Annotated in this window: 27 protein-coding genes; 18 read left to right on the forward strand and 9 right to left on the reverse strand. The window is 62.4% G+C overall.

The genetic code is table 11. The features are described 5' to 3' along the window. Positions 1-72: 72 nt before the first annotated feature. From JV551A3_RS25265 to pdeM, 3 genes are all read left to right on the forward strand, one after another. Positions 73-1,188 carry a succinylglutamate desuccinylase/aspartoacylase family protein gene (locus tag JV551A3_RS25265; RefSeq protein ID WP_133974976.1) on the forward strand — a complete coding sequence of 372 codons (1,116 nt, stop codon included), beginning with the start codon at positions 73-75 and terminating at the stop codon, positions 1,186-1,188. Positions 1,189-1,255: 67 nt separating this feature from the next. Further along, the gene (locus JV551A3_RS25270; RefSeq protein WP_133974978.1) at positions 1,256-3,718 is read left to right on the forward strand and encodes a ligase-associated DNA damage response DEXH box helicase; all 2,463 of its coding nucleotides are present in this window, start codon (positions 1,256-1,258) and stop codon (positions 3,716-3,718) included. After that, positions 3,715-4,365, forward strand: coding sequence for a ligase-associated DNA damage response endonuclease PdeM (pdeM, locus tag JV551A3_RS25275; RefSeq protein WP_133974980.1), 651 nt, complete (start codon positions 3,715-3,717; stop codon positions 4,363-4,365). The genes JV551A3_RS25270 and pdeM overlap by 4 nt, the downstream gene beginning before the upstream one ends. Positions 4,366-4,371: 6 nt before the next feature. On the opposite strand, the gene JV551A3_RS25280 is transcribed toward pdeM, so the two are convergent. Together JV551A3_RS25280 and dcd are read right to left on the reverse strand one after the other, a co-directional pair. Continuing rightward, complete coding sequence (locus JV551A3_RS25280; RefSeq protein ID WP_133974982.1) at positions 4,372-4,599, reverse strand: hypothetical protein; 228 nt, start codon at positions 4,597-4,599, stop codon at positions 4,372-4,374. A 93-nt stretch (positions 4,600-4,692) separates the two neighbouring features. Next, positions 4,693-5,259: a dCTP deaminase gene (gene dcd / locus JV551A3_RS25285; protein WP_003258001.1), complete on the reverse strand. Its 567-nt coding sequence runs from the start codon at positions 5,257-5,259 to the stop codon at positions 4,693-4,695. A 328-nt stretch (positions 5,260-5,587) separates the two neighbouring features. Here dcd and JV551A3_RS25290 point away from each other — a divergent pair, with 328 nt between their 5' ends. Then, entirely contained in the window at positions 5,588-5,797 is a 210-nt protein-coding gene (locus tag JV551A3_RS25290; protein ID WP_056802159.1) for a cold-shock protein, read from the forward strand. 188 nt (positions 5,798-5,985) lie between these two features. On the opposite strand, the gene apbC is transcribed toward JV551A3_RS25290, so the two are convergent. Continuing rightward, the gene (gene apbC / locus JV551A3_RS25300; RefSeq protein WP_133974984.1) at positions 5,986-7,080 is read right to left on the reverse strand and encodes an iron-sulfur cluster carrier protein ApbC; all 1,095 of its coding nucleotides are present in this window, start codon (positions 7,078-7,080) and stop codon (positions 5,986-5,988) included. A 158-nt stretch (positions 7,081-7,238) separates the two neighbouring features. Here apbC and metG point away from each other — a divergent pair, with 158 nt between their 5' ends. From metG to JV551A3_RS30790, 7 genes are all read left to right on the forward strand, one after another. Beyond that, a complete protein-coding gene (gene metG / locus JV551A3_RS25305) occupies positions 7,239-9,278 on the forward strand; it encodes a methionine--tRNA ligase (RefSeq protein WP_015271555.1) in 2,040 nt (679 codons plus the stop codon). A 165-nt stretch (positions 9,279-9,443) separates the two neighbouring features. Further along, entirely contained in the window at positions 9,444-9,992 is a 549-nt protein-coding gene (locus JV551A3_RS25315; protein WP_133974986.1) for an Rnf-Nqr domain containing protein, read from the forward strand. Then, complete coding sequence (locus JV551A3_RS25320; RefSeq protein ID WP_133979221.1) at positions 9,989-10,963, forward strand: RnfABCDGE type electron transport complex subunit D; 975 nt, start codon at positions 9,989-9,991, stop codon at positions 10,961-10,963. The genes JV551A3_RS25315 and JV551A3_RS25320 overlap by 4 nt, the downstream gene beginning before the upstream one ends. Continuing rightward, the gene (locus JV551A3_RS25325) at positions 10,960-11,562 is read left to right on the forward strand and encodes an RnfABCDGE type electron transport complex subunit G (RefSeq protein WP_133974990.1); all 603 of its coding nucleotides are present in this window, start codon (positions 10,960-10,962) and stop codon (positions 11,560-11,562) included. The genes JV551A3_RS25320 and JV551A3_RS25325 overlap by 4 nt, the downstream gene beginning before the upstream one ends. Further along, positions 11,555-12,079, forward strand: a complete 525-nt coding sequence (locus JV551A3_RS25330; protein WP_133974992.1) for an NADH:quinone oxidoreductase — start codon at positions 11,555-11,557, stop codon at positions 12,077-12,079. Before JV551A3_RS25325 ends, JV551A3_RS25330 begins: the two co-directional genes overlap by 8 nt. A 4-nt stretch (positions 12,080-12,083) precedes the next feature. Further along, the gene (nth, locus tag JV551A3_RS25335) at positions 12,084-12,722 is read left to right on the forward strand and encodes an endonuclease III (RefSeq protein WP_112250605.1); all 639 of its coding nucleotides are present in this window, start codon (positions 12,084-12,086) and stop codon (positions 12,720-12,722) included. A 104-nt stretch (positions 12,723-12,826) separates the two neighbouring features. Further along, the gene (locus tag JV551A3_RS30790) at positions 12,827-13,003 is read left to right on the forward strand and encodes a PA3496 family putative envelope integrity protein (RefSeq protein ID WP_166674300.1); all 177 of its coding nucleotides are present in this window, start codon (positions 12,827-12,829) and stop codon (positions 13,001-13,003) included. A 43-nt stretch (positions 13,004-13,046) separates the two neighbouring features. Here the strand turns inward: JV551A3_RS30790 and JV551A3_RS25340 are convergent, their stop codons facing one another. Beyond that, positions 13,047-13,667: a response regulator transcription factor gene (locus JV551A3_RS25340; protein ID WP_112250603.1), complete on the reverse strand. Its 621-nt coding sequence runs from the start codon at positions 13,665-13,667 to the stop codon at positions 13,047-13,049. A 362-nt stretch (positions 13,668-14,029) separates the two neighbouring features. Between JV551A3_RS25340 and JV551A3_RS25345 the strand changes: the two genes are divergently transcribed. Beyond that, positions 14,030-14,512: a hypothetical protein gene (locus JV551A3_RS25345; RefSeq protein ID WP_133974994.1), complete on the forward strand. Its 483-nt coding sequence runs from the start codon at positions 14,030-14,032 to the stop codon at positions 14,510-14,512. A 71-nt stretch (positions 14,513-14,583) separates the two neighbouring features. On the opposite strand, the gene JV551A3_RS25350 is transcribed toward JV551A3_RS25345, so the two are convergent. After that, the gene (locus tag JV551A3_RS25350) at positions 14,584-15,801 is read right to left on the reverse strand and encodes an argininosuccinate synthase (protein WP_013973956.1); all 1,218 of its coding nucleotides are present in this window, start codon (positions 15,799-15,801) and stop codon (positions 14,584-14,586) included. 273 nt (positions 15,802-16,074) lie between these two features. Beyond that, a complete protein-coding gene (locus tag JV551A3_RS25355) occupies positions 16,075-16,992 on the reverse strand; it encodes a flagellar protein MotY (protein ID WP_133974996.1) in 918 nt (305 codons plus the stop codon). A gap of 130 nt (positions 16,993-17,122) precedes the next feature. Here JV551A3_RS25355 and pyrC point away from each other — a divergent pair, with 130 nt between their 5' ends. Continuing rightward, complete coding sequence (gene pyrC / locus JV551A3_RS25360; protein ID WP_046614753.1) at positions 17,123-18,169, forward strand: dihydroorotase; 1,047 nt, start codon at positions 17,123-17,125, stop codon at positions 18,167-18,169. Between the two features lie 59 nt (positions 18,170-18,228). Next, a complete protein-coding gene (rnt, locus tag JV551A3_RS25365) occupies positions 18,229-18,840 on the forward strand; it encodes a ribonuclease T (protein ID WP_230388460.1) in 612 nt (203 codons plus the stop codon). Positions 18,841-18,999: 159 nt separating this feature from the next. Here the strand turns inward: rnt and JV551A3_RS25370 are convergent, their stop codons facing one another. Beyond that, positions 19,000-19,602 (reverse strand): peroxiredoxin, encoded by a 603-nt coding sequence (locus JV551A3_RS25370; protein ID WP_003254945.1) that lies wholly within the window; start codon positions 19,600-19,602, stop codon positions 19,000-19,002. 224 nt (positions 19,603-19,826) lie between these two features. On the opposite strand from JV551A3_RS25370, the gene JV551A3_RS25380 reads away from it, so the two are divergent. Next, positions 19,827-20,045, forward strand: coding sequence for a bacterioferritin-associated ferredoxin (locus JV551A3_RS25380; protein ID WP_133974998.1), 219 nt, complete (start codon positions 19,827-19,829; stop codon positions 20,043-20,045). 201 nt (positions 20,046-20,246) lie between these two features. Continuing rightward, a complete protein-coding gene (gene bfr, locus JV551A3_RS25385) occupies positions 20,247-20,720 on the forward strand; it encodes a bacterioferritin (protein ID WP_003258014.1) in 474 nt (157 codons plus the stop codon). Between the two features lie 139 nt (positions 20,721-20,859). Here bfr and grxD read toward each other — a convergent pair whose 3' ends face one another. Both grxD and JV551A3_RS25395 read right to left on the reverse strand, forming a co-directional pair. Beyond that, the gene (grxD, locus tag JV551A3_RS25390; RefSeq protein ID WP_003254949.1) at positions 20,860-21,195 is read right to left on the reverse strand and encodes a Grx4 family monothiol glutaredoxin; all 336 of its coding nucleotides are present in this window, start codon (positions 21,193-21,195) and stop codon (positions 20,860-20,862) included. Between the two features lie 91 nt (positions 21,196-21,286). Beyond that, positions 21,287-23,395, reverse strand: a complete 2,109-nt coding sequence (locus JV551A3_RS25395; RefSeq protein WP_133975000.1) for a molybdopterin-dependent oxidoreductase — start codon at positions 23,393-23,395, stop codon at positions 21,287-21,289. A 397-nt stretch (positions 23,396-23,792) separates the two neighbouring features. Here JV551A3_RS25395 and argF point away from each other — a divergent pair, with 397 nt between their 5' ends. Together argF and JV551A3_RS25405 are read left to right on the forward strand one after the other, a co-directional pair. Next, a complete protein-coding gene (gene argF, locus JV551A3_RS25400; protein WP_112250596.1) occupies positions 23,793-24,713 on the forward strand; it encodes an ornithine carbamoyltransferase in 921 nt (306 codons plus the stop codon). Continuing rightward, positions 24,710-25,819 carry an ABC transporter ATP-binding protein gene (locus JV551A3_RS25405; protein WP_025340392.1) on the forward strand — a complete coding sequence of 370 codons (1,110 nt, stop codon included), beginning with the start codon at positions 24,710-24,712 and terminating at the stop codon, positions 25,817-25,819. The genes argF and JV551A3_RS25405 overlap by 4 nt, the downstream gene beginning before the upstream one ends. The last annotated feature ends 102 nt before the right edge of the window (positions 25,820-25,921 follow it).

The raw sequence follows: 25,921 nt of genomic DNA on the forward strand, positions 1-25,921 counted from the left end.
GCCCGAAAACTGTGCTTCCATCTTTGTGCCGACTGTGTCGCAGACCGTTTTCGCCACGCACCCAGGACCACCATGCACCACTCGACTCATGACCTGCTCTCTCCCGTTCCGGGCATCACCCGCCAGTTGCACAGCTTCCACTTCGGACCTCGCGGTGGCGGCAAAGTCTATATCCAGGCCTCGCTGCATGCCGACGAACTGCCCGGCATGCTGGTGGCCTGGCACCTCAAGCGCCGCCTGGGTGAACTGGAACAGCAAGGCCGCCTGCAGCGCGAGATCATTCTGGTACCGGTGGCCAACCCGGTCGGCCTGGAACAGGTGCTGCTGGACGCGCCGCTGGGGCGTTTCGAACTGCAAAGCGGCGAGAACTTCAACCGTAACTTCGTCGACCTCTCCGACAGCATCGGCGACCAGATCGAAGAACACCTGACCGAAGACCCGGCCCACAACCTCGCGCTGATCCGCGAATACCTGCGCCGGGGGCTGGACGCACACCCAGCGCGCACACCGCTGCAGGCCCAACGCTTGATCCTGCAACGCCTGGCCTGCGATGCCGACATGGTGCTGGACCTGCACTGCGACTTCGAGGCGGTCGAGCACCTGTACACCACGCCAGACGCCTGGCCGCAGATCGAACCGCTGGCGCGCTACCTGGGCGCCCAGGCCAGCCTGCTGGCCACCGATTCGGGCGGGCAGTCATTCGATGAATGCTTCAGCCTGGTCTGGTGGCAGTTGCAGCAACGCTTCGGCAAACGTTTCCCGATTCCGCTGGGCTGCTGTTCGGTCACCGTCGAGCTGCGCGGCCAGGCAGATGTCAGCCACGATCTGGCCAGCAAGGACTGCCAGGCAATCCTCGACTTCCTGACCCATGCGGGGGTCATCGAAGGAGCCGCAGCCGCCCTGCCCGCCCTGCGCTGCCCGGCCACCCCGCTGGCCGCAGTCGAACCGGTGATAACGCCACTGGGCGGGCTGCTGGTGTACCACGCCCGGCCAGGCCAGCACCTGCAGGCGGGCCAGTTGATCGCTGAAGTCATCGACCCGCTCAGCGACCGGGTGACTGCCATCCACAACAGCCAGCCCGGCCTGCTGTATGCGCGTAACGTACGGCGCATGGCAACAGCCGGCATGGTCATCGCCCACATCGCAGGCGAGCAGGTGTGCCGCAGCGGCTACCTGCTGGCCAACTGATCCGGTAAAACCATTGCACTTGGCTAGTGGTCTGTAGACACACAACCTCCAAAGGACCTCATGCCTCATGCCCGCTGCCCCCGACCTCGCCAAGGCCTGGTTCGCCAAGCGTGGCTGGAAGCCGTTCGCGTTCCAGCGCCGTGTCTGGGCCGCCGTGGCACGGGGCGAGTCCGGCCTGTTGCATGCCAGTACCGGCGGCGGCAAGACCTATGCGGTATGGCTCGCCGCACTGCGCGCGTTCAAGGCACAATGCCAGGAGCGCCAGGGGCGCCAGGCTGCGCCATTGCAGGTGCTGTGGGTCACGCCCATGCGGGCCTTGGCCACCGACACTGCCCGCGCCCTGCAGGCGCCACTGGACGAGCTTGGCCTGCCGTGGAACGTGGGCGTACGCAGCGGCGATACCGGCAGTGCCGAACGCGCCCGGCAGGCACGGCGCCTGCCCAGCGTACTGGTGACGACGCCGGAAAGCCTGACGCTGTTGCTGACCCGGGCACAGGCCAGCGAAGATTTCGCCACGCTGCGCCTGGTGGTGGTGGACGAATGGCACGAACTGTTGGGCAACAAGCGCGGGGTGCAACTGCAACTGGCCTTGGCGCGCCTGCGCCGCTGGCACCCGGGCCTGCCCACCTGGGGCCTGTCCGCCACCCTCGGCAACCTCGAGCATGCGCGGGATGTACTGCTGCCACAGGGCGGCTTGCTGGTGCAGGGCCGGCAAGACAAGCCGCTGCTGGTCGATACGCTGCTGCCAGCGGCCATCGAGCGCTTCCCCTGGGCCGGGCACATGGGCTTGAAGATGCTCGACCAGGTCAGCCGGGAGATCGATGCCAGCACCAGTTGCCTGGTATTCACCAACACTCGGGCGCAGGCCGAACTCTGGTACCAGGCCCTGCTCGAAGCACGCCCCGACTGGGCCGGGCTGATTGCCTTGCACCATGCCTCACTGGCCCGGGAAACCCGCGACTGGGTCGAGCGCGCCCTCAAGCAGGGCAGCCTTAAAGCGGTGGTCTGTACCTCCAGCCTGGACCTGGGCGTGGACTTTCTGCCCGTGGAGCGCGTGCTGCAGATCGGTTCTGCCAAAGGCATCGCCCGCCTCATGCAGCGCGCCGGGCGCTCGGGCCACGCGCCGGGGCGGCGCTCCCGGGTCACTTTGGTGCCCACCCATAGCCTGGAACTGGTGGAAGCCGCTGCCGCCAGGCAGGCCCTGGCGGCCAGGCACATCGAGGCCCGGCAGTCACCGCGCCTGTGCATGGACGTGCTGGTGCAGCACCTGGTCAGCATGGCGTTAGGCAGCGGCTTTCGCGCCGAATCGTTGCTCGAAGAGGTGCGCAGCACCTGGGCCTTCCGTGAGTTGCGCGACAGCCAGTGGCAATGGGCGCTGGATTTCGTCTGCCATGGTGGCAGCTCGCTCAGCGCCTACCCGGACTACCAGCGGGTCGAGCGCCATGCCGACGGCGTTTACCGGGTTGCCAGCGAACGCCTGGCGCGCCGCCACCGCATGAGCATCGGCACCATCGTCAGCGACGCCAGCCTGCAACTCAAGTACTGGAGCAAGGGCGGTGGCGGCAAAGCGCTGGGCAGCGTCGAGGAGGCGTTCATCGCCCGCTTGCGCCCGGGCGATACCTTGGTCTTCGCCGGCCGAGTGCTGGAACTGGTGCGCGTGGAAAACATGACCGCCTACGTGCGCCGCAGCACCGCACGCAAGGCAGCGGTGGCACGTTGGAACGGTGGCCGCATGCCGCTCTCCAGCGAACTGGCCGACGCCCTGGTCGAGCAGCTTGGCGCAGCAGCTCAAGGGCGTTTCGACGGCCCCGAGATGCGCGCAGTACGGCCTCTGCTGGCCTTGCAGGCGCAATGGTCGGCGCTGCCTGGCCCTGGCACGCTGCTGGCCGAAACGCTCAAGTCGCGCCAGGGCTGGCACCTGTTCCTCTATCCGTTCGCCGGGCGCATGGCCAACCTTGGTCTGGCCAACCTGATTGCCTGGCGGGTGAGCCGGGTACAGCCGCTGTCGGTCTCGATTGCCGTAAACGACTATGGGTTCGAACTGCTAAGCCCCGGCAACGTCGACTGGGCGACGCACCTGCCACAGGCGCTTGCCACCGAACATCTGCTGGACGATGTGCTGGCCAGCCTTAACGCGGGGGAAATGGCGTTACGGCGCTTTCGCGAGATAGCCCAGATTGCCGGCCTGGTGTTTGGCGGATATCCGGCGGCGCAAAAAAGCCTGCGGCAGATCCAGGCCTCCAGCGGGTTGTTCTACGAGGTATTCCGCAAGCATGACGCCGGCAACCTGCTGTTGGGCCAGGCGCGGGACGAAGTGTTGAACGAGGAGCTGGAAATCGAGCGGCTGCATCGGCAACTGCTGAAAATGGCGCAATTACGCCTGGATCTGCGACAGCTGAAGCGGACCGGGCCGTTGGCATTCGCCCTGCTGGTGGAAGGCATGCGAGAAACCTTGAGCACCGAGAAACTGGCGGACCGGATTGCGCGAATGGTTGCGGAACTGGAAAGCGCGGCGGGGGGTTGCGCATGACCGAGTCTTTATCCATCGAGCACTGTGGCCAGGTGCTCTGGCTGCTTGCGGACAAGGCCCTCTATTGGCCGTCACGCCGGGCCCTGCTGGTCGCCGATGTGCACATCGGCAAGGCGGCAAGCTACCGTGCCCTGCACCAACCAGTACCACGCGGCACCACCGAAGCGACGCTCGCCCGGCTGGATGCCCTGTTGGCGGCGCATGATTGCGAGCAACTGATCGTTCTGGGCGACTTTCTGCATGCGCGCACAGCACGGGCGCCAGCAACGCTGGCCAGGCTGCAAGCGTGGAGGGAACGGCACGAAAACCTGAAGATCGTGCTGATACGCGGCAATCATGATCGCAACGCCGGCGATCCTCCGGCATCGCTCGGCATTGAGGTAATGGACGAGCCCTGGCTGTTGGAGCCCTTCGCCCTACAGCACGAACCCGCCCCCCACCCAACTCATCCCGTGCTGGCAGGCCATGTACACCCGGTGTTCGTGCTGCGCGGGAAGGCGCGACAACGCCTGCGACTGCCCTGCTTCCTGATCGATGTCCAGGTCAGCCTGCTGCCGGCGTTTGGTGAGTTTACCGGGGGTTGGGAAATCGCCCCCACCGGCAGCAGGGTGTACCTGGCCGGGGCAGACCGCGTCTGGCCGGTGTAGCGACGCTCAGGCGACAGGCGCAGGAGGCGGCTCGTCAGGCAGGGTTGGCTCGCCTGGTTCCATGGGGGGCGTTTCGCCCGGTTCCGGCGGTTGCGGGGTATCCGGGTCAGGCTGGTGGGGCACGCCCCCCGCCTGCATCGGCAGCGGGTGTGCCAGCAGTGACCATGATAGCAACCCGACGTGGTTGGGCTGCAGACCTGCCAGCTTGGCACTGATTGTGGGGTGGAGTTTCATTGGCTGCTCCTGGCAAGGCCGCCACGCATCATGCGTACCGGCGTTATCCAGTTGGAGTGCCAAAGGCGCGGGGAATTCCCCGCGCTTGTCGGCTCAGGTACGCGGCAGGGTGACGCCGCGCTGGCCCTGATACTTGCCGCCACGGTCCTTGTACGACACTTCACATTCTTCGTCGGACTGCAGGAACAGCATCTGGGCCACGCCTTCGTTGGCGTAGATCTTTGCTGGCAGCGTGGTGGTGTTGGAGAACTCCAGCGTCACGTGTCCTTCCCACTCGGGTTCGAGCGGGGTGACGTTGACGATGATGCCGCAACGGGCGTAGGTGCTCTTGCCCAGGCAGATGGTCAGCACGTCACGCGGAATGCGGAAGTACTCGACGGTGCGCGCCAGGGCGAAGGAGTTCGGCGGGATGATGCACACGTCGCTCTTGATGTCGACAAAACTGCCGGCATCGAAGTTCTTCGGGTCGACGGTGGCCGAGTTGATGTTGGTGAACACCTTGAATTCATCGGCGCAGCGCACGTCGTAGCCGTAGCTGGAAACGCCGAAGGAGATCACCCGGCTGTCTTGTTCGCCGCGCACCTGGCGCTCGACGAACGGTTCGATCATGCCGTGTTCCTGCGCCATGCGGCGAATCCACTTGTCCGATTTGATGCTCATGGCGGGTTGTCCTGAAGAGTTGCGAGGTGAAAATTCGAGACGCGCATCTTACCGGTCCCGGCGCCCAGGTTAAAGTTCCATGCCTCATCCCGCGCCGGGCGGGGCCTGCAGCCGCCGTCGATCCGAATTTGCATAAAGCGGCTTCTGACCATTGGCAGGTTGCGGAAAGTGGGGTAAGGTGTTGCCACTGTGCTGCACGTGACACCGAGAATATCTAGTTTGATGCACGATCCTGATCGGCCCATCGCTGAATTTTCTGCTCTCTTTGCGCTCAGTCCCGGCCAGGGTTTTTCCTGACCGTTATCAAATTGTCCAAGGAGACAGAAAAATGTCCAATCGTCAACAAGGCGTTGTTAAGTGGTTCAACGATGAGAAAGGCTACGGCTTCATCACCCCTCAGTCGGGCGACGATCTGTTCGTGCACTTCAAAGCCATCCAAGCTGACGGCTTCAAAACCCTGAAAGAAGGCCAGGCTGTTACTTTCGTCGCTACCCGCGGCCAGAAAGGCATGCAGGCTGAAGAAGTTCAGATCGCCTAAGTCGATCGAAGCTTCCTAGCTTTCAAAAAAACCCGCCTTCCGGCGGGTTTTTTTATGCCTGGCCGAAAGACCGAGTCAGCCTCTTCGCGGGTAAACCCGCTCCCACAGGGCCCGCGCGGTATTTTGAAGGCTGCGCTAAACCTGTGGGAGCGGGTTCACCCGCGAAGCAAGCGACGCGGTCTGACAGGTCAATCTTCGCTGATGGTAATGCTAGGCATCGCCGGCGCCGCCGCTTCCTGCAGCACGATGCGCGCCCCTACCTGGCGGGCCAGTTCCTGATAGACCATGGCAATCTGGCTTTCCGGCTCGGCGATCGCCGTCGGCTTGCCATTGTCGGCCTGCTCGCGAATTACCATCGACAGCGGCAGCGACGCCAGCAGGTCGACGCCATACTGGCCCGCCAGCTTCTCGCCACCGCCCTCGCCGAACAGGTGCTCGGCATGGCCGCAGTTCGAGCAAATGTGCACGGCCATGTTCTCCACCACGCCCAGAACCGGGATGTTGACCTTGCGGAACATCTCCACGCCTTTCCTGGCATCCAGCAGGGCCAGGTCCTGTGGAGTGGTGACGATCACCGAACCGGCCACCGGCACCTTCTGCGCCAGGGTCAGCTGGATATCACCGGTGCCCGGCGGCATATCGATCACCAGATAATCCAGGTCGTCCCAGGCGGTCTGGGTCACCAACTGCAGCAGCGCGCCGGAAACCATCGGGCCACGCCAGACCATCGGGGTGTTGTCGTCGGTAAGGAACGCCATGGACATGACTTCCACGCCATGGGCCTTGATCGGTACGAACCACTTCTGCTCGCGAATCTGCGGGCGGGTGCCTTCGGCGATACCGAACATCACGCCTTGGCTGGGGCCATAGATATCGGCATCGAGAATACCCACCCGCGCGCCTTCGCGAGCCAGCGCGAGGGCCAGGTTGGCCGCCGTGGTCGACTTGCCCACACCACCCTTGCCCGAGGCCACGGCGATGATGTTCTTGACGTTGGCCATGGCCGGCACCTGGGCCTGAGCCTTGTGCGCGGCAACCACGCAGTCGATCGACACCTGGGCACTGCTGACGCCCTCGAGGTTGCCGATGGCGGTCTGCAGCACCTGAGCCCAGCCGTTCTTGAACAGCCCTGCGGCATAACCCAGCTGCAACTGCACGCTGACCTGCCCGCCCTGGATATCGATGGCACGCACGCAGCCGGCGCTGACCGGGTCCTGGTTCAGGTAGGGGTCGGTGTACTGGCGAAGCACGCCTTCGACGGCGGCACGGGTGACGGCACTCATGGAGACTCCCAATGGCAAACTGAATGTAAAACAGACGCCTATCCTAACCCGTCAATCGTCAGCAGATGCGCATGCGGGGTGAAATATCTTCGCCAGCCCTTTATAGTGGCCGATCAACCTCATTTTTACCCCGTCGCCAGATAAGTAGCCGAGCCACCATGTCCGAGCCACGTCAGATTCTCGTCACCAGCGCCTTGCCCTATGCCAACGGATCGATCCACCTTGGCCATATGCTCGAGTACATCCAGACAGACATGTGGGTCCGCTTCCAGAAGCTGCGCGGCAACCAGTGCATCTATGTCTGCGCCGACGATGCCCACGGCTCGGCCATCATGCTGCGCGCCGAAAAGGAAGGCATCACCCCGGAACAGCTGATCGCCAACGTCCAGGCCGAACACAGCAGCGACTTCGCCGACTTCCTGGTGGACTTCGACAACTTCCACTCCACCCACAGCGAAGAGAACCGCGAGCTGTCGGGCCTGATCTACGCACGCCTGCGTGACGCCGGGCACATCGCCACCCGTTCGGTGACCCAGTACTTCGACCCGGAAAAGGGCATGTTCCTCGCCGACCGCTTCATCAAGGGCACCTGCCCCAAGTGCGCGGCCGAAGACCAGTACGGCGACAACTGTGAAAAATGCGGCGCCACCTACGCGCCCACCGAGCTGAAGAACCCCAAGTCGGCCATCTCTGGTGCCACCCCGGTACTGCGTGATTCCCAGCACTTCTTCTTCAAGCTGCCGGACTTCCAGGCCATGCTGCAGCAGTGGACCCGCAGCGGCACGCTGCAGGACGCGGTGGCCAACAAGCTGGCCGAATGGCTGGACTCGGGCCTGCAGGAATGGGACATTTCCCGCGATGCGCCGTACTTCGGCTTCGAGATCCCGGGCGAGCCAGGCAAGTACTTCTACGTGTGGCTGGATGCACCGATCGGCTACATGGCCAGCTTCAAGAACCTCTGCGCACGCCGCCCGGAGCTGGATTTTGACGCGTTCTGGAACGAAGGCTCCAAGGCCGAGCTGTACCACTTCATCGGCAAGGACATCGTCAACTTCCACGCCCTGTTCTGGCCAGCCATGCTCGAAGGCGCAGGCTTCCGCAAGCCAAGCGCGGTCAACGTCCACGGCTACCTGACCGTGAACGGTGCCAAGATGTCCAAGTCGCGCGGTACCTTCATCAAGGCCCGCACCTACCTCGACCACCTGCAGCCGGAATACCTGCGTTACTACTACGCGGCCAAGCTGGGCCGTGGCGTCGATGACCTGGACCTGAACCTTGAAGACTTCGTGCAGAAGGTGAACTCCGACCTGGTCGGCAAGGTGGTCAACATCGCCAGCCGCTGCGCCGGCTTCATCCACAAGGGCAACGAAGGCGTGATGGTGGCTGGCGATGCCGCACCGGAGCTGACCGAAGCCTTCCTGGCGGCAGCCCCGTCGATCGCCGACGCCTATGAAGGCCGCGACTTCGGCCGTGCCATGCGCGAAATCATGGCGCTGGCTGACCGCGCCAACGCCTGGATCGCCGACAAGGCCCCATGGTCGCTGGCCAAACAGGAAGGCAAGCAGGATGAAGTGCAAGCCATCTGCGCCCAGGGCATCAACCTGTTCCGCCAGCTGGTGATCTTCCTCAAGCCGGTGCTGCCGGTGCTCGCCGCCGACGCCGAGGCTTTCCTCAACGTGGCACCGCTGACCTGGAACGACCACCTGTCGCGCCTGGAAAACCACCAGCTGAACCCGTTCAAGGCACTGATGAGCCGCATCGAGCCGGCCAAGGTCGAAGCCATGGTCGCCGCCAGCAAGGAAGACCTGCTGGCCGCCGAAGCCAAGGCCCCGGCCGGCAACGGCGAGCTGGCCAAGGACCCGCTGTCGGCGGAAATCGAGTTCGACACCTTCGCTGCCGTCGACCTGCGCGTGGCGCTGATCGTCAAGGCCGAGGCCGTACCGGGTGCCGACAAGCTGCTGCAACTGACCCTGGACATCGGTGACGAGCGCCGCAACGTGTTCTCCGGCATCAAGTCGGCCTACCCCGACCCGTCCCAGCTGGAAGGCCGCCTGACCATGATGGTAGCCAATCTCAAGCCACGGAAGATGCGTTTTGGCGTGTCCGAAGGCATGGTAATGGCGGCCGGGCCTGGCGGTGAAGAGATCTACCTGCTGAGCCCGGACAGCGGCGCCAAGCCGGGCCAGCGCATCAAGTAACAAAACCTGCTGGACCTTGTGGGAGCGGGCGTACCCGCGAAACGGACTACGCGGTGCATGGCACCGGCGTTGCCGGTGTTCGCGGGCACGCCCTCTCTCACAATGACTCCGGCACCTTGATGCCAAACCCGGACAATCGCCCCGATTCCCGGCTATCGTCATCTCATGAACGATTACCTTCTGGTGCTGATCAGCGCCGCGCTGGTCAATCACCTGTGCCTGCCACAACAGCCAATCCCCAGGCTGCACCTGCACGTGCACGGCCTTGCCTGCGCACTGTGCATTGCCTTGGGCGTGATTGGCGCACAACTACTGGTACGCGGGGTGCTTGCCCCGCTGCAGGCCCAGGACCTTGCCCTGTTCCTGTTGTTGCCCTGGCTGGCCATGCTTGCCTGGGGCGTGCCATGGCTGCTGACAAGGTGGCGCCCGACCTGGCCGACAACGCAATTGCCCACGCTGCTATTGAGCAACGCGGCAGTACTGGGGTTGACCCTGCAACAGGCAAGTGACGACAGCACATGGCTAGCTACCCTGCTGCAAGGCCTGCTGGCCGGCAGCGGCTTCTGGCTGGCGCTAGTGTTGTTCGCCGACCTACGCCAGCGCAGCGCTCATGCCGACGTCCCCGGGGCAATGCGCGGCCTGCCCATCGAACTGCTCGGTGCCGGGGTGATGGCCATGGCGTTTTCAGGCTTCAACGGGCTGTTCGCCCAATGACTGCCAAGCCCGACCCGCGGCTCCGCACCAGCATGGGCCTGGTGTTGCTGGCTTGCGTACCTGGCCTGCTGGCGCTGTTCTGGCTGCATGGCTGGAGTTTGCTGCTGAACCTGTTGCTTTGCGCCAGTGCCGCGCTGCTGTGCGAGGGGTTGTTACTCACATTGCGAGCACAACCGCCGAGCACGGCGCTGAACGACGGCAGCGCGCTGGTCACTGCCGTGCTGCTGGCCGCCGCCCTACCCCCTCTGGCGCCGTGGTGGTTGCCGGTGATCGCTACCAGCGTTGCCATCGGCATCGGCAAGCAGGCCTTTGGTGGGGTCGGGCGCAACCTGTTCAACCCGGCCATGGTCGGCTACGCCTTCGTGCTGCTGAGCTTCCCGTTGCAGATGAACCATTGGCCAGGGCCAGCACCTGGCCTGCTCGACAGCCTGCAACAGGTATTCATCGGCAGCGATCAGATCGATGCCTGGGCCCGGCCGACACTGCTCGACGGCCTGCGTCACAACCGCAGCCTGACCATCGATGAGCTGTTCGCCAGCCACCCGGGCTTCGGCAGCATCGGGGGGCGAGGCAGCGAATGGGTCAACCTGGCATTCCTGTTGGGCGGCCTGTTCCTGCTGCAACGCAAGGTGATCAGCTGGCATGCGCCGGTTGGCCTGCTGGCAGGGTTGTTCCTGTTCAGCCTGCTGGGCTGGAATGGCTCGGGTTCGGACTCCAACGGCTCTCCCCTGCTGCATCTGTTCTCCGGCTCGACCATGATGGCGGCGTTCTTCATTGCCACCGAACCGGTGACCGCGCCCCGGCAGGAGTGGGCGAAGCTGGGGTTCGGCCTGGGGGCAGGCCTGCTGATCTACCTGATCCGCACCTGGGGTAGCTACCCGGACGGCACGGCGTTCGCCATCTTGCTGATGAACCTCACGGCACCGAGCCTGGAACGCCTGGCCATGCAGCGCCAGCGGGTTGCCCGATGAAGCGCCTGATACGTGATATGGGCGTGCTGCTACTGACTGGGGCACTGGCGCTGTCGGCCACCCTCGCTTGGCGGCACTGGACCAGCGCGGCCGTCGCCGACGCAGAGAAACAACTGAACAGCAGGCAGCGGCTGGCGGTGCTGCCAGAAGGCAATTACGACAACCAGCCCCTGGACAGCCCCCTGCCCAGGCCCGCCGCACAGCGGCCAAATAGCCGGATCCTGGCCGCTTACCGGGCGACACTGGCGGGCAAACCGGTCGCCATCATTCTGGTCACCCAGGCACAAGGCTATGCTGGGCCGATCATGCTGAGCGTGGCCATCGCCGCGGACGGCCGGTTGATCGGCAGCCAGGTGGTAGAGCAACAGGAAAGCCCCGGGCTGGGTGCACGCCTGGGTGATCCGCAACTGAACTGGCTGAGCCAATTTGCCAACCGCCAGCTGGGCGATCGCTGGGCGCTGAAGCGCGACCAGGGCGACTTTGACCAGTTGGCCGGCGCAACCGTGACCTCTAGGGCAGTGATCGGCGCGCTGCAGGAAGCGCTGAGTTACTTCGATGAACAGCGCAGCGTATTGCTGGGGGGCGCCACGCATGACTAGGTTCTACCTGCTCGGCGCAAGCCTGGTGCCGCTACTGGGTGCCACCCGAACATTGAGCGAAGGCGCCACCATAGGCGTGTGTGCGGTGCTGATGAGCAGCCTTCACCAGCTGTTGCTGGCACCCCTGCGCCAGCGGCTCGCTACCTGGACCTATATGCTGGCCAGCCTGCTGCTATTGGCGGCCTTGGCCAGTTGCCTGCAACTGGCACTGCGTGCCTGGCTGCTGCCACTGGCACTCGCCCTCGGCCACTACCCCGCACTGCTGTGCCTGCAATGCCTGGCCATTGACCACCTTTTGCCCGGTCAAGGGCGCTGGCGCGTGCTCGCTGGCCACCATTGCGCGCTGCTCGCCACATGCCTGCTGCTCGGCGCCAGCCGCCAATGGCTGGCCGGTGGTAGCGGCCTGCACCTGGCTACCCTGGCCCCGGGTGGCTTGCTACTGCTTGGATTGTTGCTGGCCTTGTACAATCGCCTGCGTCCGGGCCCCGCCCAATCACACCGTCAAGGAAAGCTCTGATTTCATGAATGCCGCCAAACGCCTGGAGATCTTTCGCAGGCTGCACGAAGACAACCCCGACCCGAAGACCGAACTGGCCTACACCACTCCGTTCGAACTTCTGGTCGCCGTGACGCTGTCCGCGCAGTCCACCGATGTCGGCGTCAACAAGGCCACTGCACGCCTGTTCCCGGTCGCCAACACCCCCGAGACCATCTATGCGCTGGGCGTCGAAGGCCTGAGTGAGTACATCAAGACCATTGGCTTGTACAACAGCAAGGCCAAAAACGTCATCGAAGCCTGCCGGCTGCTGATCGAACGCCATGACAGCCAGGTACCACAAACCCGCGAAGCTCTGGAGGCGCTACCCGGCGTGGGTCGCAAAACCGCCAACGTAGTGCTCAACACGGCGTTCCGCCAGCCGACCATGGCCGTGGATACCCATATCTTCCGGGTCAGTAACCGCACAGGCATCGCGCCAGGCAAGACGGTGCTGGAAGTGGAGAAGAAGCTGATCAAGTTCGTACCAAAGGACTACCTGCTCGACGCGCACCACTGGCTGATCCTGCACGGGCGTTATGTGTGCCAGGCACGCAAGCCACGCTGCGGCAGTTGCCGGATCGAAGACTTGTGCGAGTACAAGCACAAGACCTCCGACGATTGAGCCGATAGCTGGAAACCACCTGCGGCGATTGAAAAAATCTTTTTTACCAGCGTCTGCTTTCTGGTTATAAGGTCGGCCAATGGCCCCTTGGCTTGGAGCGACTCATGAGTAGCGATAAAGACGACCTGCCGATCGAAGATGATTTTGTTGCCGTGGATGACGAAGCGGAACCCCAGGTGGAAACCGCAAAGACCAACCTGAGCAAGCGCCGCACCATCGACAATATGCTTGAAGAAAGGCGCCTGCAGAAGCAGCTGGCCGACTTCGACTACGACCTGTAACCCGGGCAAAGCCTCCTGGCTGGAGGCTTCACGGCCTTGGCGGTCAGTTCAACCCTTGCCGTTGCGCCAGCTCGATCAGGTCGACCAGCGACCGCGCATTGAGCTTGAGCAACAGACGTGACTTGTAGGTACTGACCGTCTTGTTGCTGAGGAACATGCTGTCGGCAATTTCCTTGTTGGAACGCCCTCGCGCCAGCTGTTGCAGCACGGTCATCTCGCGCGCCGAAAGGCGGTTGACCATATCCGTCTCGCTTCCGCCCCTTCCTCGTGACACATGCAGAGCCTGGTTGGGGAAATAGCTGTAACCCGACAAAACGGCCTTGATGGCGCTCAGCAGTTCTGTGAGTTCCTGCTGCTTGCACACATACCCTGCCGCCCCCGCCTGCATGCAGCGCATCGAAAAGTTGCCGGGAGCCTGTGATGTCAGCACCAGCACCTTGCTGCCCGGGCTGAAGGCCGTCATGCGGCCGATCACCTCCAGGCCATCCAGCTTGGGGATACCGATATCGAGCACCACGATATCCGGAAGGTGTTGCCGTGTCAGTTGCAACGCAGCCACTCCGTTGTCCGTTTCCGCCACGACGTCATACCCATGCCGCTCCATCAGCATGCGTACGGCCAGGCGTATGACCGGATGATCATCCACGATAAGCACTTTATTCATGCGATATCCATTCATTGCTTTTGCTTTGGCACGCCAAGATAACCTACAGAGCGCTTGCTGGCGCGGCGATTTAGCGGCGAAATAAATGAACAGATGGAACCTACAACACTTACAGAAATTTCCTACACTCAATTGATGTGCTTGTAACAATCAAATTCCTTGTTACCAACTAAACAGTATCACCGACCTGAAAGTGCACCCACTTGAAAACCGGCCAATCCTGATGAAATGACCGTTCAAATACGCTCATTAGACAATTTCGCCTAGGTTTCGAGCGATTACTCTCACCCGGGAAACAATCCAGTCTTTAGTTGAGCATCGTCAAAAGGTAAAGATGTGCAAAATCGCTGGAGACGACCCATATGCACCAAGTACAACCTGTCGCCCCGCTGACGATCATTGCCATCTTCGCAGGGATTATCGAAGCCTCGGCCCTTGCCACATTGCCATTTCTCAGCGAGTCCAGCCAAAAGCTCTACACCTGGTTCCTGGTAGGCTTCCCATTCTTCCTGACGGCACTTTTCTTCCTCACACTCAACTTCAATTACAAGTCGTTCTACGACCCGTCGCCAAACACAAAGGCAAACGACAAGGCGTCGACACAGAGCGATGTCGCCAAACATGCAATGCCCGGTGATACCAGCGAAGCGCTGCAGGGCGAGCCTGTCACATTCATGTTTTCCGGCCCTGATGCCTGTCGCATGATGGAACAGCAACTACTATCCGCCCTTGCCCAACCGCCTCAACCAGCGCGCACCTGGCGCTTTTGCAACTTGGACAGACGCCAGTGTGCGCAACTATCGATCAGCGCGCTTGATGGACAGGTGACGAACGACGGCCATTGAATGCCACAGGTTTTCCACAGGTCAAAAAAAACCCCGGCCTGCGCCGGGGTTCTTGCTGCACATGCCAGCGATCAGAGCAGCGAGCGGCCCTTGTTGGCAGCAATGCGCATACGCAGGGCGTTGAGCTTGATGAAGCCCGCAGCGTCCGCCTGGTTGTAAGCGCCGCCATCTTCTTCGAAGGTAGCGATGTTGGCGTCGAACAGCGAGTCGTCCGACTTGCGGCCGACAACGGTGACGTTACCCTTGTACAGCTTCAGGCGTACCACGCCGTTCACGTTGACCTGCGACGCATCGATCATCTGCTGCAGCATCAGACGCTCCGGGCTCCACCAGTAGCCGGTGTAGATCAGGCTGGCGTACTTCGGCATCAGCTCATCCTTCAGGTGAGCGACTTCGCGGTCCAGGGTGATCGACTCGATGGCACGGTGGGCCTTGAGCATGATGGTGCCACCCGGGGTCTCGTAGCAGCCACGCGACTTCATGCCGACGTAACGGTTCTCGACGATGTCCAGACGGCCGATGCCATTGGCACCACCGATGCGGTTCAGGTCGGCCAGGACGGTGGCCGGGGTCTTCTCGACGCCGTCGATGGCAACGATGTCACCGTTGCGGTAGGTCAGCTCGATGTAGGTAGCCTGGTCCGGGGCGTTCTCGGGCGAGACGCTCCAGCGCCACATGTCTTCTTCGTGCTCGGTCCAGGTATCTTCCAGAACACCGCCTTCGTAGGAGATGTGCAGCAGGTTGGCGTCCATCGAGTACGGCGACTTCTTCTTGCCGTGGCGCTCGATCGGGATGCCGTGCTTCTCGGCGTAGTCCATCAGCTTCTCGCGGGACAGCAGGTCCCACTCACGCCATGGGGCGATGACCTTGACGCCTGGCTTCAGGGCGTAGGCACCCAGTTCGAAACGCACCTGGTCGTTGCCTTTGCCGGTGGCGCCGTGGGAAATGGCGTCGGCGCCGGTTTCGTTGGCGATTTCGATCAGGCGCTTGGCGATCAGCGGACGGGCGATGGAAGTACCCAGCAGGTACTCGCCCTCGTAGACGGTGTTGGCGCGGAACATCGGGAACACGAAATCACGCACGAATTCTTCGCGCAGGTCGTCGATGTAAATCTCTTTAACGCCCATTGCCTGGGCCTTGGCACGAGCCGGCTCGACCTCTTCGCCCTGCCCCAGGTCAGCGGTGAAGGTCACCACTTCGCAGTTGTAGGTATCCTGCAGCCACTTGAGAATCACCGAAGTATCAAGGCCGCCGGAATACGCCAGTACGACCTTTTTTACGTCCGCCATGCCATCACTCCACGGGGTTGTACGGAAAGGGATCGATTCTAACGACGTTACGGATAAATTTACAGTGGGGCGACAGCTTCTGACGACAAAGCGACAGGAAGTTTCGGAAGGGCGACTTACCGTCGGAAAATATGAAGTGCCGTGTAGGAGCGGCCTTGTGTCGCGATGGGCTGCGCAGCAGCCCCGGCAATTTTCGCTGCTTGGCTGAGATCCGGGGGCTGCTGCGCAGCCCATCGCGACGCAAGGCCGCTCCTACAGAAAGCCCTGCAGACTTCAGGACTTGGCAGGCGTTGGCTCAGGAGCCTTTTCGACAGGTTTTTCAACCGGCTTCTCGATCACCGTCACCCGATCCAGTTCAATATTCACCCGACGATTACGCGCCCGGTTGGCAGCACTGTTGTTCTTCGCCAACGGATAACGCTCACCATGAAAGCGCACGGTAATCTGGTCTTCCGGCACGCCATGGGCCTTGAGGTAGTCGGCCACCGCCAGTGCCCGGCGGCGCGACATGTCGCGATTGGTCAGGCGGTTGCCACTGTTGTCGGAATGGCCGTTGAGCTCGACATGGTTCACCGTCGGGTCGGCCTTCATATAGTCGAGAATCACGTCCAGCCGCGCCTTGGCCGAGCCATCCAGCTCGAAGCCTCCCCCAGGGAAGCCCACCTGGGTCTGACGCACCTGATCGTAGTTCATCGGCAGCAGCTTGCCGGCACAGGCCTGATAGTCGTTGTAAGCCTTGGCAAAGCTGACCGGCAGCACCCGCACTTCCATCGGCCTGCCCGCCTCGCCGGCGTAATTGCGTATCACCGTGCTGCGCCCATCGAGCAAGCCATTGATCAGGCGACTGGCCTGGCCCTGGGAGGAACTGAACAACAGCCCGGTGCGGGCCATGCGCACGCTGCCCAGATTGATGTCGCTGCGCCCGGGTTGCCACGGTGCAGCAGCTGCCAGCAATGTGGCCGTGCCCGCACCCAGTACGTTGCTGTCCGAGCGCAGTTGGAACACCGGCTGCTCGCCCGCGCGGCGCACGAACTCGCCACTGCCGAAACCGTCGATAGGCTGGATCAGCCGGCATTCGAACTGGTCACCCTCGACCTTCCAGGCAATGTTCTCCATGCGCGTCTGGAAGGTCAGTGCACCGGCCGGCAGGCTGGCGAACAGGGTCAACAGGGCTAGGTAACGCTGGCGCACGGGCGGCTCCACAAATTCTGACGGCTTACCTGCAGGCTATCGGACGCCTGGCGGAAAACTTGATAGCCGTGCTCCACCCAGGGTTTTCCGGTAGCATTGGCGCTTGAGTTCGACCCGCCTGGAATCCCCAATGTCCGATCGCCTGACCCTCCTGCGTCCCGACGACTGGCACATCCATCTGCGCGATGGTGCCGTCCTGCCCCACACCGTTGGCGACGTGGCGCGTACTTTCGCCCGTGCCATCATCATGCCCAACCTGGTTCCGCCGGTGCGCAATGCCGCCGAGGCCGGCGCCTACCGTGAGCGCATCCTGGCCGCCCGCCCGGCTGGCAGCCGCTTCGAGCCGCTGATGGTGCTGTACCTCACCGACCGCACCAGCCCCGAGGACATCCGCGCGGCCAAGGCCAGCGGTTTCGTGTACGCCGCCAAGCTGTACCCGGCCGGCGCCACCACCAATTCCGACTCGGGCGTGACCAGCATCGACAACATCTTCCCGGCCATCGAGGCGCTGGCGGAAGTCGGCATGCCGCTACTGGTGCATGGCGAAGTGACCCGCAGCGAGATCGATGTGTTCGACCGCGAGAAGCGCTTCATCGACGAACACATGCGCCGTGTGGTCGAGCGCTTCCCGACGCTGAAGGTGGTATTCGAGCACATCACCACCAGCGATGCCGCGCAGTTCGTCACCGAGGCCCCGGCCAACGTCGGCGCGACCATCACCGCGCAGCACCTGCTGTACAACCGCAACCACATGCTGGTTGGCGGCATTCGCCCGCACTTCTACTGCCTGCCGATCCTCAAGCGCAACACCCATCAGGTGGCGCTGCTTGACGCAGCCACCAGCGGCAACCCGAAGTTCTTCCTGGGTACCGACTCGGCTCCGCACGCCCGCCACGCCAAGGAAGCCGCCTGTGGTTGTGCCGGTTGCTATACCGCCTACGCAGCCATCGAGATGTACGCCGAAGCATTCGAGCAGCGTAACGCGCTGGACAAGCTGGAAGGCTTCGCCAGCCTGCACGGCCCGGCGTTCTATGGCCTGCCGGCCAACACCGACACCATTACCCTGGTCCGCGAAGAATGGACCGCCCCGGACAGCCTGCCTTTTGGCGAGCAGACCGTGGTCCCGCTGCGCGCCGGTGAAAAACTGCGCTGGCGCCTGCTGGAGGAAAACGCGTGAGCGAAGACCTCTACGAAGACGACTTGGACACCCAAGGCAGCAGCGGTTCGCGCCACCCGATGGCCGAGCGCTTCCGCGGCTATCTGCCGGTAGTGGTGGATGTTGAAACCGGCGGCTTCAACAGCGCTACCGATGCCCTGCTGGAAATTGCCGCAGTCACCATCGGCATGGACGAAAAGGGCTTCCTGTTCCCCGAGCACACCTACTTCCATCGGGTGGAGCCATTCGAGGGCGCCAACATCGAGGCGGCTGCGCTGGAGTTCACCGGGATCAAGCTGGACCACCCGCTGCGCATGGCAGTCAGCGAGGAAAGTGCGCTGACCGACATCTTCCGTGGCGTACGCAAGGCGCTCAAGGCCAATGGCTGCAAGCGGGCGATCCTGGTCGGCCACAACAGCAGCTTCGATCTGGGCTTCCTCAATGCGGCGGTGACACGCAATGACCTGAAGCGCAACCCGTTCCACCCGTTCTCCAGCTTCGACACCGCTACCCTGGCCGGCCTGGCTTATGGCCAGACCGTACTGGCGCGGGCGTGCCAGAGCGCCGACATTGACTTCGACGGGCGTGAGGCGCACTCGGCGCGTTATGACACCGAGAAGACGGCCGAGCTGTTCTGCGGCATCGTCAACCGCTGGAAGGAGATGGGCGGCTGGCGCGACTTCAACGATTGAGTTGGGATCGCATTCGCGGGTAAACCCGCTCCCACAAGGATCGCACATTGGCTCAGACCTGTGGCTCTCCTGTGGGAGCGGGTTTACCCGCGAAGAGGCCGGCACAGGAAGACACAAAAAAACCGGCCACCAGGGCCGGTTTTTTCATGCACGCGGCAATTACAGCTTGCCAGCGTTCTCGCTCAGGTAGGCAGCAACGCCTTCTGGCGAAGCATTCATGCCTTTGTCGCCTTTTTTCCAGTTGGCAGGGCAGACTTCGCCGTGCTCTTCGTGGAACTGCAGGGCGTCGACCAGGCGCAGCAGCTCGTCCATGTTGCGGCCCAGAGGCAGGTCGTTGACGATCTGCGAACGGACAACACCGTTGGTGTCGATCAGGAAGGCGCCACGGAAGGCTACGCCGCCTTCGGACTCGACGTCGTAGGCCTTGCAGATTTCGTGGGTCATGTCGGCAGCCAGGGTGTATTTGACCTGGCCGATACCGCCGTTGTTGACAGGGGTGTTACGCCAGGCGTTGTGGGTGAAGTGCGAGTCGATCGACACGCCGATCACTTCCACGTTGCGCGCCTGGAAGTCAGGGATGCGGTTGTCCAGGGCGATCAGCTCGGACGGGCAGACGAAGGTGAAGTCCAGCGGGTAGAAGAACACCAGGCCGTACTTGCCCTTGATGGCCGAAGCCAGGTTGAAGCTGTCGACGATCTCGCCATTGCCCAGCACGGCCGGAACGGTGAAATCGGGGGCTTTCTTACCAACGAGTACGCTCATTGTAATCTCCTGATGAGGGTGAAAAACCGTTTGCCGGGCCAGACTGGCTTGCCCGACATCCAACAAAGGCTGACCATCATACACGGCTTCTGGTGACAGGCCGACTCCAACGACGAAGCAACCGCCGGTCGCTCAAGCACGGCCATTTCAGAAACCACTTTGACAAGCATTCTCATTAACATTAAGCTCCACTCCATCGAGCCCACCAACGATGGTCAGCCTTTATGTATGTGTGTCTTTGTGTCGGCGTTACCGACGGACAGATCCGCGATGCGATCTATGAAGGATGCTGCAGCTACAAGGAAGTGCGAGCCGCGACCAACGTCGCCAGCCAGTGTGGCAAATGTGCCTGCGTAGCCAAGCAGGTGGTCCGCGAAACGTTGACCGAGCTTCAGGTCAGCCAGGCAGCCCTGCCCTACCCCGCGGAATTTACCGCGGCCTGAAAACCCAGAATTCGAAGAACCGGACCATGCGTCCGGTTTTTTTATGCCCGCAATTCAATAAGTTAGCGCACCAACGCGGTTCACAAACATTCTTATTTCCATTAATTTTCACTTATTATTCAAGAACTTAGGTTTGACACACCCAAGTATCGGGCTCAAACTTCCCAGTATTGGCACACTTCTACAGGGCAGGAACCCGACATGAAAGGCGACGTAAGCGTCATCCAGCATCTCAACAAGATCCTCGGAAACGAGCTGGTCGCGATCAACCAGTACTTCCTGCACGCACGCATGTACGAAGATTGGGGCCTGAACAAACTCGGCAAGCACGAGTACAAGGAATCCATCGACGAGATGAAGCACGCTGACAAACTGATCAAGCGTATTCTCTTCCTCGAAGGCATCCCCAACGTCCAGGACCTGGGCAAGTTGCTGATTGGCGAGCACACCAAGGAAATGCTCGAATGCGACCTGAAGATCGAACAGAAAGGCCTGGTCGACCTGAAAGCAGCCATTGCCCATTGCGAAACCGCTGGCGACTTCGGCTCGCGTGACATGCTCGAAGACATCCTAGAGTCCGAGGAAGAACACATCGACTGGCTGGAAACCCAGCTGGGGCTGATCGACAAGATCGGTATCGAGAACTACCTGCAGTCGCAGATGGGCGAAGAGTAAGTTTCACCGCCATAAAAATGGGGCCGCTTTGCGGCCCTTTCGCGACACAAGGCCGCTCCTACAGGAATATGCATAACCTGTAGGAGCGGCCTTGTGTCGCGAAAGGGCTGCAAAGCAGCCCCATCTTTCTGGAAGACTATCAGGCCTCGGAAGCCTTGGCCTTGGCAGCCGCTTCCTTGATCAGGGTCTGCAGCTCACCCTTCTCGAACATTTCCAGCATGATGTCGCTGCCGCCGACCAGTTCACCAGCTACCCACAGCTGCGGGAAGGTCGGCCAGTTGGCGTATTTTGGCAAATTCGCACGGATTTCCGGGTTCTGCAGGATGTCGACGTAGGCGAACTTCTCGCCACAACCCATCACGGCCTGCGATGCACGCGCAGAGAAGCCACACTGCGGGGCATTCGGCGAGCCTTTCATGTAAAGCAGAATGGTGTTGTTGGCAATCTGCTCTTTGATCGTTTCGATGATATCCATGTAGCACCTCGGCTGAACTTTCCGACGCGGTCGTCGGCACGGTGACGCATTGTAACGGAAAGCCGAGCAGCATGCTCGGCCTTACCATTCCTTACGCGGCCTCTACCTGCACGGGTACGCCATTGAGGGCGGCATTGCCGGAAACCTGGTCACGCAGGCGCTCATCGGTGAGGTCGTTGGCGCTCACGCCAGGTTGCGCCTGGGCGATCTGCATGTGCACGCCCTGACGAGAGTGACCGAAGCCATGAGGCAGGCTGACCACACCGGGCATCATGTCCTCGCAGGCCTGTACCTCGACTTCAAGGTCTCCGGTACGCGAGCGGACACGAACCCGTTGGCCGTCCTGCAGCTGCCGTTGCTGCAGGTCCTGCGGGTGCATCAACAACTGATGTCGCGGTTTGCCTTTCACCAGCCGATGAAAATTGTGCATCCACGAATTGTTGCTGCGTACATGACGACGGCCGATCAGCAGCAGCTCGCCCGGCGCCGGAGGGGCTTGTTGCGCCAGCCGACCGAGGTCGTCCAGCAGCACCTGGGGCGCCGCTTCGACAGCCTTGCTGGCAGTCGTCAGACGTGCAGCGAGGTTGGCACGCAATGGCCCCAGGTCGAGGCCATGTGGGTGCTTGTCCAGCGCTGCCAGCGACAACTGCCACGGCGTCGCTTCACCATAGCGCCCCTTGCGCAGGGCCAGGTCGATCATCTGCGCTGGTGCCCAGGTCGGCTTCAATTCCAGCTCGGCGCGTTTGGCGAACGCTTGGGCCAGCCCGACGAAAATCTCCCAGTCATGCAATGCGCCTTCGGGCTTGGCCAGGATCGCCCGATTGAAGCGTGTCACGTTGCGCACGGCCAGCAAGTTGAACGTGCTGTCGTAATGGTCGTTTTCCAGCGCCGAGGTGGAGGGCAGGATCAGATCGGCATGGCGGGTGGTTTCGTTGATGTACAGGTCGATGCTGAGCATGAATTCCAACCCCTCCAGCGCCACATCCAGCTGACGGCCGTTCGGGGTGGACAGCACCGGGTTGCCAGCCACCGTCACCAGCGCGCGTACCTGCCCTTCGCCGGGTGTCAGCATTTCCTCGGCCAAGGCCGCCACGGGCAGTTCGCCGCCGTACTCGGGCAAGCCCGACACCCGGCTCTGCCAGGCGTTGAAATGGCCACCGGAGGTAGTCGCCACCAGGTCGACGGCAGGCTCGGTGCACAACGCGCCGCCTTCACGGTCAAGGTTGCCAGTCACCAGGTTGATCAGTTGCACCAGCCAGTGGCAAAGGGTGCCGAAGGCCTGGGTCGAAACCCCCATGCGGCCATAGCACACCGCCTTGTCGGCTGCGGCGAAGTCCCGAGCCAGCTGGCGAATGTCTGTCGCTGCAATGCCACAGTGTGCGCTCATGGCTTCCGCGCTGAACGGCGCGATCGCTTCGCGCACCTGCTGCAGGCCGGCGACCGGCAAGTGCGAGCCGCGAGCCAGGCCTTCAGCGAACAGGGTGTTGAGCAAGCCACACAACAAGGCCGCATCCCCTCCAGGGCGAATGAACAGGTGACTGTCGGCCATCGCCGCCGTTTCGCTGCGCCGTGGGTCCACCACGACCAGGCGCCCACCCCGAGCCTGCAGGGCTTTCAGTCGTTTTTCCACGTCCGGCACGGTCATGATGCTGCCGTTGGATGCCAGCGGGTTGCCGCCAAGGATCAGCATGAAACCGGTCTGGTCGATATCTGGGATCGGCAGCAGCAGGCCATGGCCGTACATCAGGTGGCTGACCAGATGCTGCGGCAACTGGTCCACCGAGGTGGCAGAGAAGCGGTTGCGGGTTTTCAACAGGCCCAGGAAGTAGTTGCTGTGGGTCATCAGGCCGTAGTTGTGCACGCTCGGGTTGCCTTGGTACACCGCCACGGCATTGCGCCCATGGGCCTGCTGGATCGCCCACAGCCTGTCGGCAGCCAAGGCAAAGGCTTCGTCCCAGCCGATGGCCTGCCAATGCTCGCCCACCCGCTTGTGCGGTTGGCGCAGGCGGTCGGGGTCATTCTGGATGTCCTGCAAGGCCACGGCCTTTGGGCAGACATGGCCACGGCTGAACGGGTCCTGGGGGTCGCCCTTGATCGAACTGATCAGCGCCCGGCCGTCGTCGTCATGGCTGACTTCGATGTTCAGCCCGCAGATTGCTTCGCACAGGTGACAGGCACGGTGATGCAGGGTCTTGGTCATGGCCGCCTCTGCCTTGTTGTTATGGAAGATGTGTAGAGGGTTGTCGAACATCGACTATGCGCCCAGCACCGGCCACCGGCCAGCGCGCTTCGCGGCGTGAATCCACCGACATCAGGCACACGATTTGCGACAGCCATTTGCCAAATTGCCGGCAAGCCGTGTACAACCCTCTGTAGCAAATAAAAAACAGCACTGCCCGTCGGGTAAAGACACCCTTTGCAACACCCTTTGATACTGGGCAGCTGTTTCCCCTCTTGGCTTCAGGCGACATTTACTTATAGTATTGCGCCTTTCCCTATTTCGTCCGCCCCCGTGCGGCTTACGCCGCAGGTCACTCCCGTTGTCAAAAAAAACCATACGGTCGACCTGCATACAGTTGCAGATAAGGTAGTCAATCATGAGCGCTAGGCACTTTCTCTCCCTGCTGGACTTCACCACCGACGAATTGCTCGGTGTGATCCGCCGCGGCATCGAGCTGAAGGACCTGCGCAAGCGAGGCGTGCTGTTCGAGCCCCTGAAAAATCGCGTGCTGGGTATGATCTTCGAGAAGTCCTCGACCCGTACCCGCGTGTCGTTCGAGGCCGGCATGATCCAGCTCGGCGGCCAGGCCATCTTCCTGTCCCCGCGCGACACCCAGCTGGGCCGTGGCGAGCCGATCGGCGACAGCGCCATCGTGCTGTCGAGCATGCTCGATGTGGTGATGATCCGTACCCACGCCCACAGCACCCTGACCGAATTCGCCGCCAACTCGCGTGTGCCGGTGATCAACGCGCTGTCCGACGAGTCGCACCCATGCCAGCTGCTGGCCGACATGCAGACCTTCCTCGAACATCGCGGTTCGATCCAGGGCAAGACCGTCGCCTGGATCGGTGATGGCTTCAACATGTGCAACTCGTACATCGAGGCAGCCAGGCAGTTCGACTTCCAGCTGCGCATCGCCTGCCCGGAAGGCTACGAGCCGGACCCACGCTTCATGGCCATTGGTGGTGAGCACGTGCAGATCGTGCGTGACCCGAAGGAAGCCGTGCGCGGCGCCCATCTGGTGACCACGGATGTCTGGACTTCCATGGGCCAGGAGGAGGAAACTGCACGGCGCCTGGCGCATTTCGCGCCTTACCAGGTCACCCGCGAACTGCTCGACCTGGCGGCACCCGACGCCCTGTTCATGCACTGTCTGCCAGCCCACCGTGGTGAGGAAATCAGCCATGACCTGCTCGACGACCCACGTTCGGTCGCCTGGGACCAGGCTGAAAACCGCCTGCATGCACAGAAGGCCCTTCTCGAATTCCTTGTAGAACCGGCTTACCACCACGCATGAGTCAACCCCTACTGCTCAACCTGCGCAACCTCGCCTGCGGCTATGGCGACCAGCGCATCGTCCAGAACCTCAACCTGCACCTGAACGCAGGCGACATCGGTTGCCTGCTGGGTTCATCCGGTTGCGGCAAAACCACTACCCTGCGTGCCATCGCCGGGTTCGAACCCGTGCACGACGGCGAGATCCAGCTGGCCGGCGAGGTCATTTCCCGGGCCGGCTTCACCCTGGCCCCGGAAAAACGCCGCATCGGCATGGTGTTCCAGGATTACGCGCTGTTCCCGCACCTGACCGTGGCGCAGAACATTGCCTTCGGCATCGCCAAGCACCCGCGCCAGGCCGAGGTCATCGAAGAGATGCTCGAACTGGTCAAGCTGGGCGGCCTGGGCGGGCGCTACCCGCATGAACTTTCCGGCGGCCAACAGCAACGGGTCGCCCTGGCCCGTGCACTGGCACCGGAGCCGCAACTGCTGCTGCTCGACGAGCCATTCTCCAACCTCGACGTGGAACTGCGCCGGCGCCTGAGCCATGAGGTTCGCGACATTCTCAAGAGCCGCGGCACCAGCGCCATCCTGGTGACCCATGACCAGGAAGAGGCCTTTGCCGTCAGCGACCAGGTCGGCGTGTTCAAGGAAGGCCGCCTGGAACAATGGGACACGCCCTACAACCTTTACCACGAGCCGCAGACGCCATTCGTGGCCAGCTTCATTGGCCAGGGGTATTTCATCCGTGGGCAGATGATCAGCCACGAGGCGGTCAATACCGAGCTGGGTGAATTGCGCGGCAACCGTGCCTACATCATGGCGCCGGGCAGCTCGGTGGATGTGCTGCTGCGCCCTGACGATATCGTCCATGCACCGGGCAGTGCGCTGCAGGCGAACATCGTCGGCAAGAGCTTCCTTGGGGCATCGACCCTGTACCGCCTGCAGTTGCCGACCGGCAGCCAGCTGGAGGCGATCTTCCCTAGCCATAACGACCATCAGGTCGGTGAGGATGTGGGAATTGCGGTCAAGGCCGATCACCTGGTGCTGTTCCCGGTTCCGGGCAGCGTGGCGGCGCAGTTGCCGCGGCAGGAGAACGGCGTGCGCCGGTACAGTTCGGCGACCTGATTCGAAATTTTTGGGCCGCTTTGCGGCCCATCGCGACACAAGGCCGCTCCTACACGGGGACGTATTACCCTGTAGGAGCGGCCTTGTGTCGCGATGGGCTGC

The organism is Pseudomonas inefficax, assembly GCF_900277125.1.
In the GTDB taxonomy this organism is placed as follows: Bacteria; Pseudomonadota; Gammaproteobacteria; order Pseudomonadales; family Pseudomonadaceae; genus Aquipseudomonas; species Aquipseudomonas inefficax.

Bases quoted from the DNA above. Each gene is read 5' to 3' on its own strand.
- JV551A3_RS25280 (WP_133974982.1), bottom strand. From the start codon at position 4,599: ATGAAACTCCACCCCACAATCAGTGCCAAGCTGGCAGGTCTGCAGCCC.
- pyrC (WP_046614753.1), top strand. From the start codon at position 17,123: ATGTCCGATCGCCTGACCCTCCTGCGTCCCGACGACTGGCACATCCAT.
- JV551A3_RS25340 (WP_112250603.1), bottom strand. From the start codon at position 13,667: ATGAATAAAGTGCTTATCGTGGATGATCATCCGGTCATACGCCTGGCC.
- nth (WP_112250605.1), top strand. From the start codon at position 12,084: ATGAATGCCGCCAAACGCCTGGAGATCTTTCGCAGGCTGCACGAAGAC.
- JV551A3_RS25350 (WP_013973956.1), bottom strand. From the start codon at position 15,801: ATGGCGGACGTAAAAAAGGTCGTACTGGCGTATTCCGGCGGCCTTGAT.
- JV551A3_RS25315 (WP_133974986.1), top strand. From the start codon at position 9,444: ATGAACGATTACCTTCTGGTGCTGATCAGCGCCGCGCTGGTCAATCAC.
- metG (WP_015271555.1), top strand. From the start codon at position 7,239: ATGTCCGAGCCACGTCAGATTCTCGTCACCAGCGCCTTGCCCTATGCC.
- JV551A3_RS25270 (WP_133974978.1), top strand. From the start codon at position 1,256: ATGCCCGCTGCCCCCGACCTCGCCAAGGCCTGGTTCGCCAAGCGTGGC.
- grxD (WP_003254949.1), bottom strand. From the start codon at position 21,195: ATGGATATCATCGAAACGATCAAAGAGCAGATTGCCAACAACACCATT.
- rnt (WP_230388460.1), top strand. From the start codon at position 18,229: ATGGCCGAGCGCTTCCGCGGCTATCTGCCGGTAGTGGTGGATGTTGAA.
- JV551A3_RS25345 (WP_133974994.1), top strand. From the start codon at position 14,030: ATGCACCAAGTACAACCTGTCGCCCCGCTGACGATCATTGCCATCTTC.
- JV551A3_RS25395 (WP_133975000.1), bottom strand. From the start codon at position 23,395: ATGACCAAGACCCTGCATCACCGTGCCTGTCACCTGTGCGAAGCAATC.
- JV551A3_RS30790 (WP_166674300.1), top strand. From the start codon at position 12,827: ATGAGTAGCGATAAAGACGACCTGCCGATCGAAGATGATTTTGTTGCC.
- pdeM (WP_133974980.1), top strand. From the start codon at position 3,715: ATGACCGAGTCTTTATCCATCGAGCACTGTGGCCAGGTGCTCTGGCTG.
- JV551A3_RS25380 (WP_133974998.1), top strand. From the start codon at position 19,827: ATGTATGTGTGTCTTTGTGTCGGCGTTACCGACGGACAGATCCGCGAT.
- bfr (WP_003258014.1), top strand. From the start codon at position 20,247: ATGAAAGGCGACGTAAGCGTCATCCAGCATCTCAACAAGATCCTCGGA.
- JV551A3_RS25265 (WP_133974976.1), top strand. From the start codon at position 73: ATGCACCACTCGACTCATGACCTGCTCTCTCCCGTTCCGGGCATCACC.
- argF (WP_112250596.1), top strand. From the start codon at position 23,793: ATGAGCGCTAGGCACTTTCTCTCCCTGCTGGACTTCACCACCGACGAA.
- JV551A3_RS25320 (WP_133979221.1), top strand. From the start codon at position 9,989: ATGACTGCCAAGCCCGACCCGCGGCTCCGCACCAGCATGGGCCTGGTG.
- dcd (WP_003258001.1), bottom strand. From the start codon at position 5,259: ATGAGCATCAAATCGGACAAGTGGATTCGCCGCATGGCGCAGGAACAC.
- JV551A3_RS25330 (WP_133974992.1), top strand. From the start codon at position 11,555: ATGACTAGGTTCTACCTGCTCGGCGCAAGCCTGGTGCCGCTACTGGGT.
- JV551A3_RS25290 (WP_056802159.1), top strand. From the start codon at position 5,588: ATGTCCAATCGTCAACAAGGCGTTGTTAAGTGGTTCAACGATGAGAAA.
- JV551A3_RS25405 (WP_025340392.1), top strand. From the start codon at position 24,710: ATGAGTCAACCCCTACTGCTCAACCTGCGCAACCTCGCCTGCGGCTAT.
- JV551A3_RS25370 (WP_003254945.1), bottom strand. From the start codon at position 19,602: ATGAGCGTACTCGTTGGTAAGAAAGCCCCCGATTTCACCGTTCCGGCC.
- JV551A3_RS25325 (WP_133974990.1), top strand. From the start codon at position 10,960: ATGAAGCGCCTGATACGTGATATGGGCGTGCTGCTACTGACTGGGGCA.
- apbC (WP_133974984.1), bottom strand. From the start codon at position 7,080: ATGAGTGCCGTCACCCGTGCCGCCGTCGAAGGCGTGCTTCGCCAGTAC.